Here is a 21,528-nt window from a genome sequence, read left to right as displayed (position 1 = left end):
ATGCTGTCATTGTCGCTCTTGCTCGCGCTCGCCGCCGATCCCTCGCGGCCGCCCGCGCCGCCGCCTGCCACGATGCGCGCCGGGCCTCCGTCGCCGGCCACCAGCCCCGGAAGCTGGGTGACCCCCGACGATTATCCCGCGCGCGCGCGGCGCGACGAGCGCGAAGGCGTCGTCGGCTTTCGCCTGACCGTCGACGCCGACGGACTGCCGAGCGGGTGCGACGTCACCGCGTCGAGCGGCCATGCCGACCTCGACGAGAAGACATGCCAATTGCTGATGGAGCGCGCGCGCTTCACTCCCGCCCGCGACGAAAACGGGCAGAAGGTGGCGAGCAGCTATACCAACCGGATTCGCTGGCAGCTCCCCGACGTCTATGCGGCGGCGCTCGCGAACGCCGGCTTCCAGTTCGACGAAAGCCGCGAGAGCTGGCCGCGCAGTCCGATCGCCACCACGGAGACGGCGGCGATCGATGCGGCGGCCCATTATCCGCCGGCCGCGCGGGCGGCGCGCGTCGAAGGCGCGGTCCAGATGCTGCTGGGCATCGACGCGGCGGGTCTGCTTGCCGGCTGCAAGGTCGTCGAAAGCAGCATGTCGGCCGCGCTCGACGCCGCGGCGTGCGACCTCATGCGGACCGAGGGCCGCTTCCTCCCGGCACTGGACAGCGACGGCAAGCCCGTGCGCGGCACGCTCCCCGCGATTTTCCGGTGGGTCCTGCCGCGCGGCGCCGACGCTTCGTCCGGTGCCGTCCCGGAACGGCCGCTGAGCAAGTTCCCGATGAGCGAGCCCGGCTTCTCGACCATGTCGATCCTGGTCGGAGCCGACGGCAAGGTCGCCGACTGCAAATATTCGGCCGGCGGCGTTGCCGAGCGCATGACGAACCCGTGCGACGAGGTCGGCGGGTCGATCCGCTATATTCCCTTTGTCGACGCCGACGGCCAGCCGGTCGCCAAGCGCATCACCGGGCGCATGGACCTGATTGTCGAGGACGCCGAAGCGGCAAAGAAGGGCGAAGCAAAATAGGGTGGTGGCTCCGTTTGGATTTGGAAGGCGCCGTTCCCTGCCTCGTCACCCCGGATCAAGTCCGGGGTGACGAAGAAAGAAAAATCGCACGCTTGCCTTCAAACCGAGTCGCCACCCAAAATAGCGGCCTCTAGACGCAATCGCGCTTTCACCCTATGTTCAGCGTCCAGCGTGCACCATGGCGCGCGCTGAACCGAAGAGGGGCCCCGTTTGCGACTGTTACTGACCTTGCTCGCGCTGCTGACCGGCCTTGCCGGCGCGGATCGCGCGCAGGCGGCGCCGGCGATGCCGGCGGCGATGGGGTCGCTCGTCCTGCTCGCCGAAACCGCGGCGCAGTCCGATGCCTCCGACAAGGCGCGCCGGCCGGCCGATCCGGTGCCGTCGCGCCGCTCGTCGTGCAGTTGCCGCAAGCCGATCCGTTCGGCTCCGCCCTATCTGCCGGGCGTCCTCAGCCGCTCCGACCGCGCTCTCGAATAGCGCCGCCGCGCCAGGCCGTCCGCGCCTGACCGACCCATTCGCGGTCGCCCATAGGGGCGGCCGGGCAACGTCTGCGTTGCCGCAACCCGCATAGACCAAGGAAATCAATATGTTCGGCAGCATTGCCAAGAGCCTGTTCGGCTCGTCCAACGACCGCTACGTCGCCTCGATCCGCAAGATCGTCGACAAGATCAACGCTTTCGAGCCGACGCTGGAGGCGTTCGACGACGCGACGCTTCAGGCACAGACGCAGAAGTTCCGCGACCGGCTGGCGGCGGGCGAGACGCTCGACGACATCCTGCCCGAAGCCTTCGCCACGGTGCGCGAGGCGGCCAAGCGCACGCTCGGCATGCGGCATTTCGACGTCCAGATGGTCGGCGGCATCGTCCTCCACCGCGGCGAGATCGCCGAGATGGCGACGGGCGAGGGCAAGACGCTGATGGCGACGCTGCCCTGTTATCTGAACGCGCTCGAAAGCAAGGGCGTCCACGTCGTGACGGTCAACGACTATCTCGCCCGCCGCGACGCCGAATGGATGGGCACCGTCTATGGCTTCCTGGGCCTCACCACCGGGGTCATCGTCCCCAACCTCAACGAAACGCAGCGGCGCGAGGCGTATAACAGCGACATCACCTACGCGACCAACAACGAACTCGGCTTCGATTATCTGCGCGACAATATGAAGTTCGAGCGGTCGCAGATGGTCCACCGCCCCTTCAACTTCGGCATCGTCGACGAGGTCGATTCGATCCTGATCGACGAGGCGCGCACCCCGCTGATCATCTCGGGTCCCACCGACGACAAGTCCGAACTCTACATCCGCGTGAACGAGGTCGTCCACCAGCTCGGCGAGGATGATTATGAAAAGGACGAGAAGACCAAGTCGATCAGCCTGACCGAGGACGGCACCGAGCATGTCGAGCGGCTGCTCGAGGCGGCCGGGCTGCTCCAGGGCAGCAACCTCTACGACATCGAGAACACCCAGATCGTCCATCACGTCAATCAGGCGCTGAAGGCGATCGTGATGTTCAAGCTCGACACCGACTATATCGTCAAGGACGGCAAGGTCGTGATCATCGACGAATTCACCGGCCGCATGATGGACGGGCGCCGCTGGTCCGACGGCCTGCACCAGGCGGTCGAGGCGAAGGAAGGCGTGCAGATCGAGCCCGAGAACCAGACCCTCGCGTCGATCACCTTCCAGAATTATTTCCGCATGTATCCCAAGCTTTCGGGCATGACCGGCACCGCGGCGACCGAGGCGGCCGAATTCTTCGAAATCTACAAGATGAACGTCGTCACCATCCCGACCAACCGCCCGATCGCGCGCATCGACGAGGAGGACGAGTTCTACAAGAATATCACCGACAAGTTCGGCGCGATCGCCAAGACGATCCGCGAAGCGAACGAGCGCGGCCAGCCGGTGCTCGTCGGCACCGTGTCGATCGAGAAGTCGGAACTGCTCTCCTCCTATCTCGAAAAGGAAGGCGTGCCGCACAGCGTCCTCAACGCGCGCTTCCACGAGAGCGAGGCGCATATCGTCGCGCAGGCGGGCCGCACTGGCGCGGTCACCATCGCGACGAACATGGCGGGCCGCGGCACCGACATCAAGCTCGGCGGCAGCGAGGAATTCCGTATCGAGGACGAGCTGAAGGACATGCCCGAGGGGCCCGAACGCGAGGCGGCGATCGCGCGTATCCACGAAGAGGTGGCCGCCGAGCGCGAGGCGGTGAAGGCGGCGGGCGGTCTGTTCGTGCTCGCGACCGAGCGCCACGAAAGCCGCCGCATCGACAACCAGCTGCGCGGCCGTTCGGGGCGTCAGGGCGACCCCGGCCTGTCGAAATTCTACCTCTGCCTCGACGACGACCTGCTCCGCATCTTCGGCCCCGACACCTTGTTCGCCAAGATGATGAACAAGAATCTGGAGGACGGCGAGGCGATCGGATCGAAGTGGCTGTCGAAGGCGATCGAGACCGCGCAGAAGAAGGTCGAGGCGCGCAACTACGACATCCGCAAGCAGGTCGTCGAATATGACAATGTCATGAACGACCAGCGCAAGGTCATCTATGAACAGCGCGGCGAGATCATCGACAGCGAGACCGTCGACGATGCGATGGCCGCGATGCGCGCCGAGACGGTCAATTCGATCGTCGCCGACGCCTGCCCGCCGGGCAGCTATCCCGAACAGTGGGACGTCGAGGGCATGAAGGCGCGCGTCGCCAACGTCCTCGAACTGTCGCCGCCGATCGACGACTGGATGCAGGAGGATGCGGTCGACGCCGAAATCTTCGAGGAACGCATCCAGGAGATGGCAGAGGCCGCGGCCGCCGAGAAGGCGGCGCAGGTCGACCCCGAGACGTGGCGCGGCATCGAGAAGTCGATCCTGCTCCAGACGCTCGACCATCATTGGAAGGAGCATCTTTCGACCCTCGACGCGCTGCGCCAGGTCGTCTTTCTGCGCGCCTATGCGCAGAAGCAGCCGATCAACGAATATAAGGCCGAGGCCTTCGCGCTGTTCGAGCGCATGCTGCAGAACATCCGCGAGGATGTGACGCGAACGGTCGCGCGGATCGACTTCCAGTTCCAGGAACCCGAGCCGATGCCGCTCCCCGATCTGCCCGACTTCCTGACCACCCACATCGACCCGTTCACCGGCGAGGACAACAGCGCCGACCTCGACGGGGGCGAACTTGGGGTGATCGCGAACACGCTACCCCCGATGCAGGCGCCGCGCCCGGACCTGCCGGAGGGCGAGAATCCCTATGCGGCGCTGGACATCAGCCGCAACGCGCCGTGCCCCTGCGGGTCGGGCCGCAAATACAAGCACTGCCACGGGGCCCTGTAATATTGCCCAAGCCCCTCCCCTGACGGGGAGGGGGCATTTCTCCCTCAGCGCCCCTGTACGACCAGCACGCGCACGCGATCCGTGGCCGCCTTCGACAGCGTCACGTCATAGGTTCCCGGCGTCAGGTCGAACCAGACGATCTTGCGGATTCCCGAACAGGCCGGGCCGTGCCCATGCTCGACCGAGGTCAGCGGCTTGCCGTCCGCGACGAGGTCGATCCACACGCGACCGTCGGCGGCGACGCCATAGCGGCCCGCCGCGGCGATGGTCAGCGTCCGCGCCGCCGCGCCATCGGCCATGACCAGCGTGACCGGCCGGCCGGGTACGATCGCGGCGTCGGCGGCGCCGTCGGTCTGGGTCCAGGCCGCGAGCGGGGTCGCGCTCAGGTCCGCTGGTGCGGAGCAGACGGCGGGTTCGGCGGTCGCGGCGAGCAGGCCGGCGAGCAGGATGGCGGATAGGGACATGAGCGAATACTCCCGCGGCGAACGATGTTTTCCCTCTATAGAGCGAAGGCTGGTGGGCAAGGCATTTCGATTTTCGACGGCTTTCAGGCATCTTGCCTTCCCGCGCAGCGGTGCTAGCATCGGTCCCACAAGCCTGACGGCCGTGAAGCCGGCGGGCAGCGCAGCAGCTGGAACAAGTGGGCACCGTCATTGCGGGCGGCGCGGGACAGTGTGCTGCGGAAAGGACCGGCTTCATTCGCTTCTTCGACGAAATGACGAGCCAGGAGGGCGGGGTCCGGCCGCCCTACCGCGCATATCGCGACTGGTTCGACGGCGAGGATGCGACGCGCATCCAGCACAAGACGCAGCAGGCCGAGGCCTTTTTCCGCACCATCGGCATCACCTTCAACGTCTATGGCGCCGACGGCGGCGACGAGCGGCTGATCCCCTTCGACGTCGTGCCGCGGATCATCGCCGCGGGTGAATGGCGGCGGCTGTCGCGCGGCATCGAACAGCGGGTACGGGCGCTCAATGCCTTCCTCCACGACATCTATCACCGGCAGGAAATCCTGCGCGCGGGGCGCGTGCCCATCGAGCTGATCGCGCGCAACGACGCCTTCCTGCCGATGATGATGGGCATGGATCCGCCCGGCGGCGTCTATACGCATATCAGCGGCATCGACATCGTCCGCACCGGCGCCGACGAATTCTACGTGCTCGAGGACAATGCCCGCACCCCGTCGGGCGTCTCCTACATGCTCGAAAATCGCGAGACGATGCTCCAGATGTTCCCCGAGCTGTTCGCGAAGGTCGCGGTGCGCGAGGTCGGCGATTATCCGATCAACCTGCTCAAATCGCTGTCGGCCTGCGCGCCGCCGATGTGCGGGGGCACGCCAACCGTCGCGGTGCTGACGCCGGGCATCCACAACAGCGCCTATTTCGAGCACAGTTTCCTCGCCGACCAGATGGGCGCCGAGCTGGTCGAGGGCCACGACCTGCGCGTCGTCGCGGGGCGCATCGCGATGCGGACGACGCAGGGCTACCGGCCGATCGACGTCCTCTATCGCCGCGTCGACGACGATTATCTCGATCCGCTCAATTTCCGTCCCGACTCGCTGCTCGGGGTGCCGGGCATCTGGGACGTCTATCGCGCCGGCGGCATCACCATCGCCAATGCGCCTGGGACGGGGATCGCCGACGACAAGGCGCTCTACAGCTACATGCCCGACATCATCGAATTCTATACGGGCGAGAAGGCGCTGCTTCCCAATGTGCCGACGTGGCGCTGCAGCGAGCCCGGGCATCTGCGCGAGGTGCTCGACCGATTGCCCGAACTGGTGGTCAAGGAGGTGCACGGGTCGGGCGGCTACGGCATGCTCGTCGGCCCCGCGGCCAGCAAGAAGGAAATCGCCGCCTTTCGCGCCAAGCTGGAGGCCAACCCCGCCAATTATATCGCGCAGCCGACGCTGTCGCTGTCGACCGTGCCGATCTTCACCAAGGCCGGGCTTGCGCCGCGCCACGTCGACCTCCGCCCCTTCGTCCTGATGTCGCCGCAGGGCCTGACCATCACCCCCGGCGGCCTGACCCGCGTCGCGATGACCAAGGGGTCGCTGGTGGTCAATTCGAGCCAGGGCGGCGGGACCAAGGATACCTGGGTGCTGGAGGATTGATGGGGGTGGGTATCACGTTTCTTCGTCATTGCGAGCGCAGCGAAGCAATCCAGAGTAGCGTAAACCGCTCTGGATTGCTTCGCTGCGCTCGCAATGACGAAGGATATTTCGGCGGGCTCCCATGCTAGGAAAAACCGCCGGCTCGCTCTTCTGGATGGCGCGTTATCTCGAGCGCAGCGAGAATACCGCTCGCCTGATCGACGCGGGCTTCCGCATCGCGCTCACCCGCTCGGCGACCGCGCCCGCCGAATGGAAGTCGGTGCTCGAAACCGCCGGGGTGGCGGACGGCTATATGGCCGCGAACGCCGATTTCACCTCGGCGCGCGTCGTCGATTATCTGCTCCGCGATCCCGCCAATCCGTCGAGCATCCTGTCGATCGTCAAGCAGGCGCGCGACAATGCCCGCACCGCGCGCACCGCGCTGACCCGCGAGGTGTGGGAAGCGGTGAACACCGGCTGGATGACGCTGGTCGAGCTGCTGAAGCGGCCGGTGCGAGAGGACGACCTGCCCGACGTGCTGGCGACGATCCGGCGGCAGAACGGGCAGGTACGCGGCGCGCTGACCGGAACGATGCTGCGCAACGACGGCTTTCACTTCGCGCAGCTCGGTACTTTTCTGGAGCGCGCCGACAACACCGCGCGCATCCTCGACGTCAAATATTATCTGCTGCTGCCCTCGGTCGCGCATATCGGATCGTCGATCGACAATGTGCAGTGGGAGACGATCCTGCGCTCGGTGTCCGCGCACCGTGCCTATCGCTGGCTCTATGGCGCGGAGATCAGCGCCCTCAAGATCGCCGAATTCCTGATCCTCTATGCGCAGATGCCGCGCAGCCTGGCGTTCTGCTGCGAGCGGAAGGCAGAGCATCTGGGGCAGATCCAGCGCATCTATGCCGAGGAGACCGAGGCGGGCCGAATGGCGACGGCGCTGTGCCGCGACCGGCTGGCCGGGCCGATCCAGTCGATCTTCGACGGTGGGCTGCACGAATATCTGCGCGGCTTCCTGGCCGCCAACGCGGCGCTCGCGCGGCAGGTCGAGCGCGACTACCGGTTCGTGGAGTGAGACTGTGACCATGCGCCTCTCCGTCGAGCACGTCACCCGCTACCATTATGATGCCCCCGTCGGCTATGCCTTGCAGCAGGTGCGGCTGACCGCCAAGGACCGGCCCGGCCAGCAGCGCGTCGACCATTGGACGGTCGAGGTCGAGGGCGGCGAGACGCAGCTTCATTACACCGATCATCACGGCAATGGCGTCGACCTGATCGCGGTCGACAGCGGCGCCAGCGAGCTGGTGATCCGCTGCCGCGGCGAGGTCGAGCTGCTGACCTTCGACGGGGTGATCGGCGCGCATCGCGGCGCGATGCCGCTCTGGACCTTTCTGCGTCCGACGCCGCTGACGCGCGCGGGGCGGCAGGTGCGGGCGCTGACGGCGGCGCTGGGGCGTGATTTCGGTTCGGAGATCGAGCGCGCGCACGCGCTCTCCACGCTGATCCTCGACCGGCTCCCCTATCGCGTCGGCGTCACCGATGCCGAGACGACCGCCGAACAGGGGCTGGCGGGCGAGGGCGGCGTCTGTCAGGACCATGCCCATATCTTCATCGCCGCGATGCGCCACCTTGGCCATCCGGCGCGCTATGTCTCGGGCTATCTGATGATGAACGACCGGACGCAGCAGGATGCGACCCACGCTTGGGCGGAGGCGCATTTCGACCATATCGGGTGGATCGGCTTCGACGTCAGCAACGGCCATTCGCCCGACCAGCGCTATATCCGCGTCGCGACCGGGCTCGACTATCGGGACGCCGCCCCGGTTCGCGGCATGCGCTATGGTGCGGCGCAGGAAAATCTGGTTGTTCAATTGCAGGTCCAGCAATAAGCGGGGACCGGGCCGGGGTTGGACTGGGGCCGGGGAAGAAGGAATTCAATGACCTATTGCGTCGGGATGCGCCTGAACAAGGGGCTGGTGTTCATGTCGGACACCCGCACCAACGCGGGCGTCGACGATATCTCGCAGGTTCGCAAGATGCGGAGCTGGCACGTGCCGGGCGAGCGCGTCATCACGCTGATGTCGGCGGGCAATCTCGCGACGACGCAGGCGGTGGTCAGCCTGCTCGACGAGCGCACCAAGGCACCCGAGGACCGGCACCCATCGATCCTCGCCGCGCCCTCGATGTTCCAGGTCGCGATGACGATCGGCGAAACGCTGCGCGGCATCGTCACGCGCTACGGGGTCGAAGGGCCGATGGCCGAATCGATCTTCCGTGCCTCGCTGATCGTCGGCGGCCAGATCAAGGGCTCCGAGCCGCGCCTGTTCATGATCTATCCCGAAGGAAATTTCATCGAAGCGGGCGAGGACAATCCCTTCTTCCAGATCGGCGAGACCAAATATGGCCGCCCGATGATCGTCCGTTCCTACGACCCCGCCATGTCGTTCGAGGATGCGGTGAAGCTGCTCTGCGTCTCGTTCGATTCGACGATCCAGGCCAACGCCGGGGTTGACCTGCCGATCGACCTCAAGGTCCATGCCCGCGACGATTTCACCGTCGTGCGCGAACGGCGCTTCGAACGCGACGACCCCTATTATCAGAGCGTTTCCGACGGCTGGGCCGAAGCGCTGGGGATCGCGCTGGCGGAGTTGCCGGATTTTCATTTCTGACAACCATTCCTCCCCCTTGATGGGGGAGGCGGCGAGACTTGCCAGCTTGCTGGCTAGTCGCAGCGGAGGGGGGGCGGTCTCGGCCTGAGACGGCGGTCGAAGGACGCACCATCACCCCCATCCAACTGCGCCTAATCGCTTCGCGACAGGGCTTCGTATCCTTCCCCCATCAAGGGGGGAAGGTTTCTTCTTCACCGGTTCTTCCGCCCCTCGATTAATCCGTCGACCAGGCTCGGGTCGGCGAGCGTCGAAGTGTCGCCCAGCGACCCGAAGTCATTCTCCGCGATCTTGCGCAAGATTCGCCGCATGATCTTGCCCGAGCGCGTCTTGGGCAGCGCGGGGGTCAGGTGGATATGGTCGGGAGTTGCGATCGGGCCGATCTCGGTGCGGACCTGCTGCTTGAGCGCCGCGGCGACCTCGTCGGTCGGCTCGACCCCGGCGTTCAGCGTCACATAGGCGTAGATGCCCTGGCCCTTGATGTCGTGGGGAAAGCCGACGACCGCGGCCTCGGCCACCAGATCGTGCAGCACCAGCGCGCTTTCGACCTCGGCGGTACCCATGCGGTGCCCCGAGACGTTGATGACGTCGTCGACACGGCCGGTGATCCGCCAGTATCCGTCGGCATCGCGGCGGCAGCCGTCGCCGGTGAAATATTTGCCCTTGTAGGTCGAGAAATAGGTCGACACGAAACGGTCGTGGTCGCCGTAGAGCGTGCGCGCCTGTCCCGGCCAGCTGTGCGTCATGCAGAGGTTGCCCTCGGCCGCGCCGCCGCTCTGTTCGTCGACCAGCACCCCGCCCTCGGCATCGACGAGTTGCGGTCGGATGCCGAAGAAGGGGCGCCCCGCGCTTCCCGGCTGCATCGGATGCGCGCCGGGAAGGGTGGTGATCATGATCCCGCCGGTCTCGGTCTGCCACCAGGTGTCGACCACGGGAACGCGGCCCTTGCCGACGATGTCGTGATACCAGCGCCACGCCTCGGGGTTGATCGGTTCGCCGACGCTGCCGAGCAGGCGGATCGAGCCGAGGTCGTGACGCGTCACATAATGGTCGCCCTCGCGCATCAGCGCGCGGATCGCGGTCGGCGCGGTGTAGAGGATGTTCACCCGATGCTTGTCGACGACGCGCCAGAAACGGTCGTGGTCGGGGTAGTTGGGAATGCCCTCGAACATCAGTGTCGTCGCGCCATTCTGCAAGGGGCCATAGACGACATAGCTGTGCCCGGTGACCCAGCCGATATCGGCGGTGCACCAGAATATCTCGCCCGGCCGATAGTCGAACCCGTAGTGAAAGGTCGACGCGATCCACACCGAATAGCCGCCGACGGTGTGGAGCACCCCCTTGGGCTTGCCCGTAGAACCCGAGGTGTAGAGGATGAACAGCGGGTCCTCGGCGCCCATCGGCTCGCACGGGCAGGTGTCGCCGACGTCGGCCGACAGCGCGTCGTACCAATGGTCGCGGCCTTCGGTCATCGCGATATCGCCGCCGGTGTGGGCGATGACGAGCACTGCCTTGACGTCCACCTTCTCCAGCGCCTTGTCGACATTGGCCTTCAGCGGGATGGTGCGCCCGCCGCGCAGCCCCTCGTCGGCGCAGATGACCCAGTCGCTCGCGCAATCTTCGATCCGCCCCGCGATCGCGTCGGGCGAGAAGCCGCCGAAGATGACGCTGTGCACCGCGCCGATGCGCGCGCAGGCCAGCATCGCGACCGCACCCTCTGGGATCATCGGCATGTATATGGTGACGCGGTCGCCCCTTTGGACGCCCATTTTCTTCAGCGTGTTCGCCATGCGGATGACATCGGCGAGCAGTGCGGCATAGCTGATGTGGCGCGTCTCGCCGTCGGGCGCGTCGGGCTCGAAGATGATCGCGGTGCGCTCCCCGTGCCCCGCGGCGACATGACGGTCGAGTGCGTTGTGGCAGAGGTTGAGGACGCCGTCCTCATACCATTTGATGTCGACCGGATCGAACGACCAGTTGGCGATTTTCGTCGGCGGCGTCACCCAGTCGACGCGCTGCGCCTCGGCCGCCCAGAAGGCGTCGGGGTCGGCGATGCTCGCGGCATAGAGCCGGTCGTAGTCGTCGGCGGTGCAGTGGGTGTTCACGGCGGCGGCGGCGGGAACCGGGACGAAGGGTTCGGAGGGGGGCAGGTCGGACATGGGGATTCTCCCGCTTTCGGTTTGCTTTGTTCGTCCGAAGCGATAACCCCCGGGGCCGCAAGTTGCAAAGGCGCGAAAGGGTAATTTCCTTCGTCATGCCGGACTTGATCCGGCATCCGCCTTTGCCTTCAGGAAGGCCGACCCCGGATCAGGGTCCGGGGTGACGGGGAAGGATCATCATGATGACGGCCATCGGTGAGGAAGTCGGGCGTCTGTTGGATGGCTTGGGTGTCGATCGCGCCGCATGGAGCGAGGGATCGATGCCCTCGATCACTCCGCTGACCGGCGAGCAGGTCGCGATGCTGCGCGTCGCCGACGCGGCGGCGATCAACGAGACGCTGAACGCGGCGACCGCGGCCTTCCGCGCGTGGCGGCTGGTGCCGGCGCCGCGCCGCGGCGAGCTGGTGCGCCTGTTCGGCGAGGAACTGCGCGCCACGAAAGACGATCTGGCGCGACTGGTGACGATCGAGGCGGGGAAGATCCCGTCGGAGGGCGCGGGCGAGGTGCAGGAGATGATCGATATCTGCGACTTCGCGGTCGGCCTGTCGCGCCAGCTTTATGGGCTGACCATCGCGACCGAGCGGCCGGGGCACCGGATGATGGAGGTCTGGCATCCGCTCGGCGTTGTCGGGGTGATTTCGGCGTTCAACTTCCCCGTCGCGGTATGGGCCTGGAACGCGGCACTCGCGCTCGTCTGCGGCAACAGCGTCGTGTGGAAGCCGTCGGAAAAGACGCCGCTGACCGCGCTGGCGACGCAGGCGATCTTCGCGCGCGCGGCGGCGCGTTTCGGCGATGCGCCCGAGGGTCTCTCGGGATTGCTGATCGGCGGGCGCGAGGCGGGCGAGGCGCTCGTCGACGACGCGCGCGTCGCGCTCGTTTCGGCGACCGGATCGACGCGCATGGGCCGTGCGGTCGCGCCCCGGCTCGCCCAGCGGTTCGCGCGCGCGATCCTAGAGCTCGGCGGCAACAACGGCGTGATCGTCGCGCCTTCGGCCGACCTCGACCTCGCGCTGCGCGGGGTCGCGTTCGGCGCGATGGGGACGGCGGGGCAGCGCTGCACGACGACGCGGCGCCTGTTCGTCCACGACAGCATCTACGACGGCTTCGTCGCGCGGCTGAAGGCCGCCTATGCGAGCGTCGCGGTCGGCAATCCGCTGGAGGGAGAAGTGCTCGTCGGGCCGCTGATCGACCGCGCCGCGCATGAGGCGATGGAAGGGGCGCTGGCCGCCGCGCGCGCCGCGGGCGGGATCGTTCATGGCGGCGAGCGGGTCGGCGAGGGTGCGGGCTATTATGCGCGCCCCGCGCTCGTCGAGATGCCGGGGCAGGTCGGGCCGGTGCTGGAGGAGACCTTCGCACCGATCCTCTACGTGATGCGCTATGACGATCTCGACGCCGCGATCCGGCTGCACAATGCGGTCGCGGCGGGATTGTCGTCGGCGATCTTCACCACCGACATGCGCGAGGCCGAGCGCTTTCTGGCGGCGAGCGACTGCGGCATCGCCAACGTCAATCTGGGCACCTCAGGCGCCGAGATCGGCGGGGCGTTCGGCGGCGAGAAGGAGACGGGGGGCGGGCGCGAGTCAGGGTCGGATAGCTGGAAGGCCTATATGCGGCGCGCGACCAATACGGTGAATTATTCGGACGCGCTGCCGCTGGCGCAGGGGGTGTCGTTCGATATCTAATTGGCGCGGGGCCGCGGTCAGTAGCAATCCCACTGATAGAAGACCTTGCTGAAGTCGCGCTTCAGCAGGTCCGCGCGCCGGATCATGAACTGGCCTTGTCCCATATCGCCCCACATGATGTGATCGTCGCTCCAGAGATTGATCAATACGCGATCGACGTCCTGATAGGCGGGCGCGGCGCGCCAGTCGGATTGCGTGAAGCCCGGATGGCCGCCGACATGGTGGCGTAGCGGGACCCGTTCATATTGCTTGTCCGCAAAGGCATAGATGCGGCCGTCCTTGTCGCTTTCGAGCAGCTTCCCGATATCCCTTTCGGCCAGCCAGGATTCGGTCGATGGAAATTGCTCGACGCGTTTGGGCTTCAGCGCAATTCCCTGTTCGACCGCGCCCTCATAGAGCGGCGAATAATCGTCGATCCCGTGGTCGCCGAACGGTTTGCCCATGTGCAATTTGCCGGGTCCCTCGATCTTCTCGCGCCAGATGACGCGGAATTTTCCGGCTTCGGGCTTTTCGAAATTCGCTCCGTACAGGTCATCGCGCGCGATGAAGAACTGCAGGATCCCGCTCTCCGGATAGTCCGGCAAGGGTGGCAGTGCCGAAAAATCGACCTGCGCGAGAAAGGACATCGGCCGCCCCTCGGCATCGGTCGGCCAGGCTTCACCCGCGGCCAGCCAGACCGGGCCGCCGATGCGGGTGCCGCCCGGCGTGGCGGGCGCGGGTCCCGACGGTTCGAGTTCTATGGCCGGGAGGCCATGGTCCTTCTGCCAGGCGACGAACTTGGTCACCGCCGGATCGCGCAGAAGCTCCTGCATCGTCGGTTCGGCAGGCGTAGCCGCCGTGCATCCGGACGCAATTGCTGCCGCCAACATGACCGGAACAAAGAGCTTTTTCATATGCCGGGCCATATCTGCTCTTCCTATCGGGAGCGAGCGAATTTGAAACCTTGACCGGCCGTCTGCGACCGGGCCCCAGCGAAGGGTTCAGCCTGTCCGCCAGCCGAAACGGTCTTCACCCAGCGCCACGACGTTGCCGGTGCTCCCAACCGGTTCTTCCTTCCCGTCGGTCAGGAACGCCAGCATCTCGGCGTCGCTCACATCGACATGCGCGAGCGTCCGCGCGCCATCGGGCGTTCGCGCCACCACCACGCCGGCCTTCGGCGCGCCGTCGCGGGAGTAGAAGACCGTATAGCTTTCGATCGTCGCAGGCCCCGCATAATCCTCGACCAGTTCGGGCACCGGTCCGCGCTTCGCTTCGGCTTCGGCCTGATAGTCGAAATCCTGCGGGAAGCTCGCCGCCGCGATCGGCTCGCTGCCCAGCACGATGCAATGATTGTCGGTCGCGAAGCCGCCGTTGGCGAAGAGGAAGCCATAGCGGCCTTCGCGGCGCAGCTTCTCCACCATCGAGACGATCGCGTGGCTCATATAGTTGGCGATCGGGCCGCCGCCGAAGGTCAGGCCGCCGAAAACGCTTGCGGGGCGGTCCCACGGCCAGCCGAGGATGCGCCGTGCCATCTTCGGCACGCAGGGAAAGCAGCTGTAGAGTTCGACGCAGTCGAAATCCTCGACCGTCATGCCGTTCAGCGCGAGCGTACGGGTGATCGACGTTTCCATGCTGACGCTATGGTCGTAGCGATCGCGCGCGATGATGCTCGCGGGCTCCTTCGCCGCGGCGCCCATGCCGACATGGATCAGGCGATCCTCGGCGATGCCGCGGCGGCGCGCTTCGGCGAGGCTCGCGACGAGGAAGCCCGCACCCTGGTTCACCGAGCTGTTGGCGACCATCAGCTTCGAATAGGGGAAGGCGATCGGGCGGTTGCGCTCGTTCACCGCCAGAATATCGGCGGGGCTGGCGGGTTTGCGGATCCACGCGCCGTCGTTCGCGGCCGCGACCTCCGAAAAGCGCGACCAGATTTCGGCGCTTTCGGCCTGCGCCTTGGCGAGGCTTTCGCCCCATGCCGCGCGGGTCGCATTTTCATAGAGCGGATAGACGTCGACCGGCGCCGACAGGCCGTGGCGCTGGGCATAGCCGGGCTCGCGGCGGGTCGCGACCTTGCGCACCGCATTGTAGCTCTTGTCCTCGCCGCTCGCCGCCTTGGCAGCGCGGCCCACGGCGGTGCGCAGCGCTTCGCCGCCGACGATGGCCGCTAATTTGACCTCGCCCGCCCCGATGCGGTTCGCGGCCTCGTTGAGCAGGCGGACCGGCGTGTCGCCGTGCGGCGCGGCGGACTGATAGTTGATCGCCGGATTCGCCCCGATGGCGGCGGCAAGCGGTTCGCACAGCTTGCCGAGATGGTGGAAGCTGATCTGGTCGACGATCGCGAGGCTGTCGATATCGGCGAGCGGCACGCCGGCGTCCTGCGCCGCGGCCTTCAGCGCCGCGACCATCAGGCCAAGCGAGTCGAGCCCCTGATCGGGATCGTCGGGCCGGTCGTTGACCTGCCCGACGCCGATGATGACGGGAATGCGCTCGGGGTCGGTCATGTTCATCTCAGCGCGCTTTCCACACCGGCTTGCGCTTCTCGGCGAAGGCGCGCGGCCCTTCGCGCGCGTCCTCGCTGCGCATGAGCACAGCACGCTCGCGGGTGTTATGCTCCCAATAGGGGGCGTCGGCGGCGATGCGGCCCTCGTCGATGCCGAGCGCGACGCGCTTCGACGCCTGCACCGACAGCGGGGCGTTGGCCGCGATCTTTTCGGCGAGCGCGATCGCGGCCGGCATCAGATCGGCGAGCGGGACGACATGGTTGACCAGGCCGAACTGCGCGGCGCGCGCGGCGGGGATCGGATCGCCGGTCAGCATATATTCCATCGCGAGCTTGCGCGGCAGTTGCTGCGCGAGGCGGAAGGCGCCGCCCGCCGCGGCGAACAGCCCGACCTTGACCTCGGGCAGCGCGAATTGCGCATGGTCGGCGGCAACGACCAGATCGCACATCAGCGCGAGTTCGCAGCCGCCGCCGAAGGCGAAGCCGCCCACCGCGCCGATGACCGGCTTCGAGATCGGATGCGCGGCAAAACCGCCAAAGCCCCACGCCTGCTGCGCCGGATCGTCGGGGGCGAGGCTTTCGCCGCGCGACAGCGCGACGAGGTCGGCGCCGGCGCAGAAGCTCTTGTCGCCCGCTCCGGTCACGATGACCACGCGGATTTCGGGATCGTGCTCCGCCTGCTCCAGCGCGGTGCCGATGCCAGCATGGACCGCGGCGTTGACCGCGTTGCGCGCCTCGGGCCGGTTGATCGTGACGATCAGGATATGGCCTTGGCGCTCGGTGAGGACGGCGGTGTCGGTCATGCGAATCTCTCCCTTTCGGGCGAGTATCGCGGTGAGTTGACGTTTACGTCAACTGCTAACCGTTCGTTTCCTAACCGCTGTCATTCCGGCGAAGGCCGGAATCTCGCCGTTGCTATTGGACGCTCCGGCGAGACCCCGGCCTTCGCCGGGGTGACGGAATGATTGAGGCGAGACGACTAAATCGACTGCCCGGTCTTCGCCCAGTCGGCGAGGAAGCCTTCGATGCCCTTTTCGGTCAGGACATGCTTGAACAGCCCCTTGATGACCGATGGCGGCGCGGTCATCACGTCGGCGCCGATCTTCGCGGCTTCGAGGACATGGATGCCGTGGCGCACGCTTGCGACGAGGATTTCGGTGTCGTAGGCATAATTGTCGTAGATCAGCCGGATGTCGGCGATCAGCTGCATGCCGTCGAAGCCATTGTCGTCGTGGCGGCCGACGAAGGGCGACACGAACGTCGCACCCGCCTTCGCCGCGAGCAGGGCCTGCGTCGCCGAGAAGCAGAGGGTGACATTGACCATCGTGCCGTCGCCGGTCAGCGCCTTGCAGGTCTTGAGCCCGTCGATCGTCAGCGGCACCTTGATGCAGACATTGTCGGCGATCTTGCGGAGGATCTCGGCCTCCTTCATCATCGTCGCATGGTCGAGCGCGACGACCTCGGCCGAGACGGGGCCGTCGACGATGGCGCAGATTTCCTTCGTCACTTCCTTGAAGTCGCGGCCCGACTTGGCGATCAGCGACGGGTTGGTTGTGACGCCGTCGAGCAGGCCCGTCGCGGCGAGTTCCTGGATGTCGGCGATTTCGGCGGTGTCGGCGAAGAATTTCATGGCGCGGGGGTTCCTGCTGGATGGGTGATTCGGGATTGCGACCGCCCTAGAGCAAGACGTGCGTAAATTGAACCATCGCTACCCTTCCTAGTCACCCCGGACTTGGTTCCGGGGTCCCGCTTTTCGCCGTCGCTGAGCGGGACCCCGGATCAAGCCGGGGGTGACGGGAGTGGGAAAGGGGTGGCGTTCGTTTTTTGTTCCGGTTAAGCGGCGAACATGGCCAAAGCGAAACGCCAATATGTCTGCCAGAATTGCGGCGCGGTTTCGTACCGCTGGCAGGGGCAATGCGCCGATTGCGGCGAGTGGAACACGCTGGTCGAGGAGGCGGCCGAGACCGTCTTTTCGGCGAAGCACGACCTGACGAAGGGCGGCCGCGCGCTCGCGCTCGAAACATTGGACGCGCATAGCGCCATGCCCGAGCGGATGTTCTGCGGGATCGCCGAGTTCGATCGCGCGCTCGGCGGCGGTTTCGTCGCGGGGTCGGCGACGCTGATCGGCGGCGATCCGGGGATCGGCAAGTCGACGCTGTTGTTGCAGGCGGCAGGGCGGCTCGCCAAGGCGGGCAAGTCGGTCGTCTATATCAGCGGCGAGGAAGCGGCCGCGCAGGTGCGGCTGCGCGCGCAGCGGCTGGGGCTCGGCGACGCGCCCGTGGCGCTCGCGAGCGCGACCTCGGTGCGCGATATCCTCGCGACGCTCGACGGCCGTAGCGCCGATTTCGTCGTCATCGATTCGATCCAGACGATGCACAGCGACCTGATCGACAGCGCGCCGGGCACCGTCAGTCAGGTCCGCGCGAGCGCGCAGGAGCTGATCCGCTACGCCAAGGACAGCGGCGCGGCGATCGTGCTCGTCGGCCATGTGACGAAGGACGGGACGATCGCGGGACCGCGCGTGCTCGAACATATGGTCGACACGGTGCTGGCGTTCGAGGGCGAGCGCAGCCATCTTTATCGCATCCTGCGCGCGGTCAAGAACCGCTTCGGCGGCACCGACGAGATCGGGGTGTTCGCGATGGGCGAGGAGGGGCTGGGCGAAGTCGCCAACCCGTCGAGCCTGTTCCTGACCGATCGCAGCCGCGACGTGCCGGGATCGGTGGTCTTCCCCGCATTGGAAGGCACGCGCCCGGTGCTCGTCGAGGTGCAGGCGCTCACCGTGCGGCTGGCGAGCGGCGCAACGCCGCGCCGCGCCGTGGTCGGCTGGGACAGCGGGCGGCTCGCGATGGTGCTCGCGGTACTGGAAGCGCGCTGCGGGCTGCAGATGGGGGCTGCGGAGGTCTATCTCAACATCGCGGGCGGCTATCGCCTCACCGACCCCGCGGCCGACCTCGCGGTCGCGGCGGCGCTGATCTCGGCGTTCAGCGAGCGGCCGGTGCCCGCCGATGCGATCGTCTTCGGCGAGCTTTCGCTGTCGGGCGAGGTGCGCCCCGTCGCGCACGACGCGCTGCGGCTGCGCGAAGCGGCGAAGCTCGGTTTTTCGCGCGGCTGGGGACCCAAGGGCCTGAAGGGCATCGGCGGCATTTCGGTGACCGGCTTCACGCGCCTCGGCGAACTCGTTGACCTGATGCTCGGGCGCGACTAGCCACCGGCGCATGGGAAGTCTGACCGCTCTCGATATCGTCGTGCTCGTCCTCGTTCTCGGCGGCGCCGTTCTCGGCTTCGTGCGTGGGCTGGTGCAGGAAGTGACCTCGCTGCTCGCCTGGATCCTCGCGATCCTCGCGGTGCGCTTCTTTCATGCGACGCTGACCGGGCTGCTCGCCGATTATGTCGGCACGCCGGGCGGGGCGGCGATGCTGGCGTTCGTGCTGCTGTTCGGGGGCGTGTTCGCGATCGCCAAATGGGGTTCGCGCGCGATGGGACAGCGCAGCCGCGCGTCGCTCGTCGGCGGCTTCGACCGCGGGCTCGGCGCGGGCTTCGGGGCGGTCAAGGGGCTGGCGCTCGCGACCGTGCTGTTCATGGGCGTGACGCTGCTCTACGATATCGGCTATGGCAATGCGCAGCGCCCGGCCTGGATGAGCGACAGCCGCACCTATCCCGCGCTGAGCGCGACCAGCGCGGCGCTGAGCAAGGTCATCGCCGATCGCCGCGCCGAGGCGCGCGAGGCGCAGACGGCCGCCGCGAAACAGGATGCGGCGGACGGCGCACGATGAGCGCCCCGCTCTATAATCGCGACATTTTGGCGCTCGCGGTGGCGACGGCGGACTATCCGCTGCCCGCCGAGGCGCGCCGCCGCGCGTCGCTGCGCGCGCCATTGTGCGGCAGCCGGATCATCGTCGACGTCGATGCCGATGCGGCAGGGCTGGTGACCGCGGTCGGCCTGCACGTCGAGGCGTGCGCGCTTGGGCAGGCCTCGGCCGCGCTGCTCGCGCGCCATGCACCGGGACGCAGCGTCGCCGAGATCCGCGCCGCGCGCGACGCGATCGCCTGGTGGTTCGGGGGCGAGGGCGAGGCGCCCGACTGGCCCGGCTTCGATCTGCTCGCGCCGGCGCGCGACTATCCGGCGCGGCACGGCGCCATCCTGCTGCCCTTCGACGCCGCGGTCGCGGCGTTCGAGGGCGCGGACGTCGGAGCATGATGCTGACGATTCTCGCGGCGGGGCCAGCGGTGACCGAGAAGGTCGCCGAAACGCCGACCGACACCTTGCTCTTCGAAGGCGCGATCCTGCTCGGGGTCGCGACCCTGTTCGTGATGATCTTCCGCCGCCTCGGCCTCGGCGCGGTGCTCGGCTATCTGATCGCGGGGGCGCTCGTCGGGCCGCACGGGCTGGGGTTGGTCGGCGGCGGCGAATCGAAGCTCGCGATCGCCGAGCTCGGCATCGCCTTCCTGCTTTTCCTCGTCGGGCTCGAACTGCATCCGCGGCGGCTGTGGCAGCTCCGCAAGGCGATCTTCGGGCTCGGGCTCGCGCAGGTCGTGGTGACCGGTCTCGTGCTGACCGGACTCATCCTCGTGACGCAGGGATTCAGCTGGCAGGCGGCGCTCGTCCTCGGTCTGCCGCTCGCGCTCTCGTCGACCGCGCAGGTGCTGCCCAGCCTCAAAAGTTCGGGCCGCATCAACTCGCCCTTCGGCGAAAAGGCCTTTTCGATTCTGCTGTTCCAGGACCTCGCCATCGTCCCGATGATCACGATCGTCGCCGCGCTGTCGCGCGCGCCCGCCGATCCGTCGGCGCCGCCGGGCGGGGTGCTCGCGCTCTATACCGTCGCGGCGATCGTCGGGCTGGTGCTTGCCGGGCGCTTTGTCGTGAACCCGTTCCTGAAGCTCGTCGGCCGTTATGGCGAGCGCGAGCTGTTCGTCGTCGTCGGGCTGCTCGTCGTGCTCGCGAGCGCGGCGCTGATGCACAGCCTGCACCTGTCGACCGCGCTCGGCGCCTTCATCGCGGGCGTGATGCTCGCCGATTCGCCCTACCGGCACGAGATCGAGGCCGATGTCGAGCCTTTCCGCCTCATCCTGCTCGGCCTCTTCTTCCTCGCTGTCGGGATGGTGCTCGACGTGGGCGTCGTGCTCGCCGATCCGCTGCGCGTCGTCGCGCTCGCGGCGGGGCTGGTCGCGGTCAAGATCGTGGTGCTGACCGTCATCGTCCGCCTGTTCGGCAAGTCGTGGAAGACCGCGCTCGGCCTTGCGCTGCTGCTCAGCCAGGGTGGCGAATTCGGCTTCCTACTCTTCACCCAGGCGGCCGACGCGCTGCTGATCGCGCCCGAGGCGGCGAGCCTGTTCAGCGCCGTGGTCACGCTGTCGATGATGTCGACGCCCTTCCTGATGCTGTTCGCGCGCAACCTCGAATTCGCGCCCGACCGCGACGGGGCGGACCTCGACGGGCCCGAGGACGCGCCGCGCGGGTCGGCGCTGGTGATCGGCTATGGCCGCTTCGGGCAGATTGTGGCGCAGATGCTGAACGCGGTCGACTGTTCGGTGACGCTGATCGACAAGAAGCCCAGCCAGATCGAGCTGTCGGGACAATATGACACCAAGGTCTATTTCGGCGACGGGCTGCGGCTCGATCTGCTGCGCCGTTCGGGTGCCGACGAGGCGCGGCTGATCATCTATTGCATCGATGACCCGTCGGTCGATGCGGAGACGCTGCGGCCGGTGATCGAGGCGTTCCCGCAGGCGAAGGTGCTGATGCGCGTGTTCGATCGGCGCCAGTTGATGGCGATCGACGGTGCGGGGACGAGCGGCGCGGTACGCGAGGTGTTCGAAAGCTCGATCGCGCTCGGGCTGATGGCGCTCGAACAGCTCGATATCGACCCGCGCCAGATGGAGGATGTCGAGGCCGCGCTCCGCCAGCTCGACGCGACGCGGCTCGCGGCGCAGATGGACGAGGGCGATCTGTCGGCGGGCAAGGAGCATCGCTTCACACCCGGCGGTGGGCGCGAGGCGGCGAGCGTGCTCGAAACGCTGCGCCAGCGGCGGCAGGCGGCGAAAGCGGCGCGCGACGAGGAAGCCGAGCAGGCGGCCGACCCCGAAGCGGCGTAGGCC

General features: G+C 67.2%; 18 protein-coding genes. 12 read left to right on the top strand and 6 right to left on the bottom strand.

Annotated features, from left to right (window positions below):
- The 3 genes from ACOTSS_RS12970 (at position 1) to secA (ending at position 4,342) form a co-directional block, all read left to right on the top strand.
- Positions 1 to 1,020 carry a TonB family protein gene (locus ACOTSS_RS12970; protein ID WP_448688544.1) on the top strand — a complete coding sequence of 340 codons (1,020 nt, stop codon included), beginning with the start codon at positions 1 to 3 and terminating at the stop codon, positions 1,018 to 1,020.
- A gap of 210 nt (positions 1,021 to 1,230) precedes the next feature.
- Positions 1,231 to 1,497 carry a hypothetical protein gene (locus ACOTSS_RS12965; protein ID WP_095387277.1) on the top strand — a complete coding sequence of 89 codons (267 nt, stop codon included), beginning with the start codon at positions 1,231 to 1,233 and terminating at the stop codon, positions 1,495 to 1,497.
- Positions 1,498 to 1,606: 109 nt separating this feature from the next.
- Entirely contained in the window at positions 1,607 to 4,342 is a 2,736-nt protein-coding gene (gene secA / locus ACOTSS_RS12960) for a preprotein translocase subunit SecA (RefSeq protein WP_448688543.1), read from the top strand.
- 44 nt (positions 4,343 to 4,386) lie between these two features.
- Here secA and ACOTSS_RS12955 read toward each other — a convergent pair whose 3' ends face one another.
- The gene (locus ACOTSS_RS12955; protein ID WP_448688542.1) at positions 4,387 to 4,806 is read right to left on the bottom strand and encodes a hypothetical protein; all 420 of its coding nucleotides are present in this window, start codon (positions 4,804 to 4,806) and stop codon (positions 4,387 to 4,389) included.
- Positions 4,807 to 5,057: 251 nt separating this feature from the next.
- Between ACOTSS_RS12955 and ACOTSS_RS12950 the strand changes: the two genes are divergently transcribed.
- The 4 genes from ACOTSS_RS12950 (at position 5,058) to ACOTSS_RS12935 (ending at position 9,112) form a co-directional block, all read left to right on the top strand.
- Positions 5,058 to 6,455, top strand: coding sequence for a circularly permuted type 2 ATP-grasp protein (locus tag ACOTSS_RS12950; protein WP_448691352.1), 1,398 nt, complete (start codon positions 5,058 to 5,060; stop codon positions 6,453 to 6,455).
- Between the two features lie 121 nt (positions 6,456 to 6,576).
- Positions 6,577 to 7,518, top strand: coding sequence for an alpha-E domain-containing protein (locus ACOTSS_RS12945; RefSeq protein WP_448688541.1), 942 nt, complete (start codon positions 6,577 to 6,579; stop codon positions 7,516 to 7,518).
- Between the two features lie 10 nt (positions 7,519 to 7,528).
- Entirely contained in the window at positions 7,529 to 8,332 is an 804-nt protein-coding gene (locus ACOTSS_RS12940) for a transglutaminase family protein (RefSeq protein ID WP_448691351.1), read from the top strand.
- A 48-nt stretch (positions 8,333 to 8,380) separates the two neighbouring features.
- On the top strand, positions 8,381 to 9,112 hold the full coding sequence (locus ACOTSS_RS12935; RefSeq protein WP_448688540.1) for a peptidase: 732 nt from the start codon (positions 8,381 to 8,383) through the stop codon (positions 9,110 to 9,112).
- 191 nt (positions 9,113 to 9,303) lie between these two features.
- Here ACOTSS_RS12935 and acs read toward each other — a convergent pair whose 3' ends face one another.
- Positions 9,304 to 11,268: an acetate--CoA ligase gene (gene acs, locus ACOTSS_RS12930; RefSeq protein WP_448688539.1), complete on the bottom strand. Its 1,965-nt coding sequence runs from the start codon at positions 11,266 to 11,268 to the stop codon at positions 9,304 to 9,306.
- Between the two features lie 179 nt (positions 11,269 to 11,447).
- Here acs and amaB point away from each other — a divergent pair, with 179 nt between their 5' ends.
- On the top strand, positions 11,448 to 12,950 hold the full coding sequence (gene amaB, locus ACOTSS_RS12925; RefSeq protein ID WP_448688538.1) for an L-piperidine-6-carboxylate dehydrogenase: 1,503 nt from the start codon (positions 11,448 to 11,450) through the stop codon (positions 12,948 to 12,950).
- Between the two features lie 17 nt (positions 12,951 to 12,967).
- On the opposite strand, the gene ACOTSS_RS12920 is transcribed toward amaB, so the two are convergent.
- The 4 genes from ACOTSS_RS12920 to fsa all read right to left on the bottom strand — a co-directional run bounded on the left by ACOTSS_RS12920 (position 12,968) and on the right by fsa (position 17,059).
- Positions 12,968 to 13,843, bottom strand: a complete 876-nt coding sequence (locus ACOTSS_RS12920) for a YwqG family protein (RefSeq protein WP_448688537.1) — start codon at positions 13,841 to 13,843, stop codon at positions 12,968 to 12,970.
- Between the two features lie 87 nt (positions 13,844 to 13,930).
- Entirely contained in the window at positions 13,931 to 15,436 is a 1,506-nt protein-coding gene (locus ACOTSS_RS12915; RefSeq protein ID WP_448688536.1) for an acetyl-CoA acetyltransferase, read from the bottom strand.
- 1 nt (position 15,437) lies between these two features.
- Positions 15,438 to 16,232, bottom strand: a complete 795-nt coding sequence (locus ACOTSS_RS12910) for a crotonase/enoyl-CoA hydratase family protein (RefSeq protein ID WP_448688535.1) — start codon at positions 16,230 to 16,232, stop codon at positions 15,438 to 15,440.
- Positions 16,233 to 16,408: 176 nt separating this feature from the next.
- A complete protein-coding gene (gene fsa / locus ACOTSS_RS12905) occupies positions 16,409 to 17,059 on the bottom strand; it encodes a fructose-6-phosphate aldolase (protein ID WP_448688534.1) in 651 nt (216 codons plus the stop codon).
- A 216-nt stretch (positions 17,060 to 17,275) separates the two neighbouring features.
- Here fsa and radA point away from each other — a divergent pair, with 216 nt between their 5' ends.
- Genes radA through ACOTSS_RS12885 form a run of 4 tightly spaced genes read left to right on the top strand, consistent with a single transcriptional unit; the run spans position 17,276 to position 21,525 of the window.
- Positions 17,276 to 18,637 (top strand): DNA repair protein RadA, encoded by a 1,362-nt coding sequence (gene radA, locus ACOTSS_RS12900; RefSeq protein WP_448688533.1) that lies wholly within the window; start codon positions 17,276 to 17,278, stop codon positions 18,635 to 18,637.
- A gap of 10 nt (positions 18,638 to 18,647) precedes the next feature.
- Entirely contained in the window at positions 18,648 to 19,205 is a 558-nt protein-coding gene (locus ACOTSS_RS12895) for a CvpA family protein (RefSeq protein WP_448688532.1), read from the top strand.
- A complete protein-coding gene (locus ACOTSS_RS12890; RefSeq protein WP_448688531.1) occupies positions 19,202 to 19,630 on the top strand; it encodes an iron-sulfur cluster assembly scaffold protein in 429 nt (142 codons plus the stop codon). The genes ACOTSS_RS12895 and ACOTSS_RS12890 overlap by 4 nt, the downstream gene beginning before the upstream one ends.
- Positions 19,627 to 21,525, top strand: coding sequence for a cation:proton antiporter domain-containing protein (locus ACOTSS_RS12885; RefSeq protein WP_448688530.1), 1,899 nt, complete (start codon positions 19,627 to 19,629; stop codon positions 21,523 to 21,525). Before ACOTSS_RS12890 ends, ACOTSS_RS12885 begins: the two co-directional genes overlap by 4 nt.
- Positions 21,526 to 21,528 lie beyond the last annotated feature (3 nt).

It is taken from the genome of Sphingopyxis sp. NJF-3, from assembly GCF_053514865.1.
Note: the sequence above shows the minus strand (reverse complement) of the source record. Positions and strands in the feature narration are given on the sequence as shown.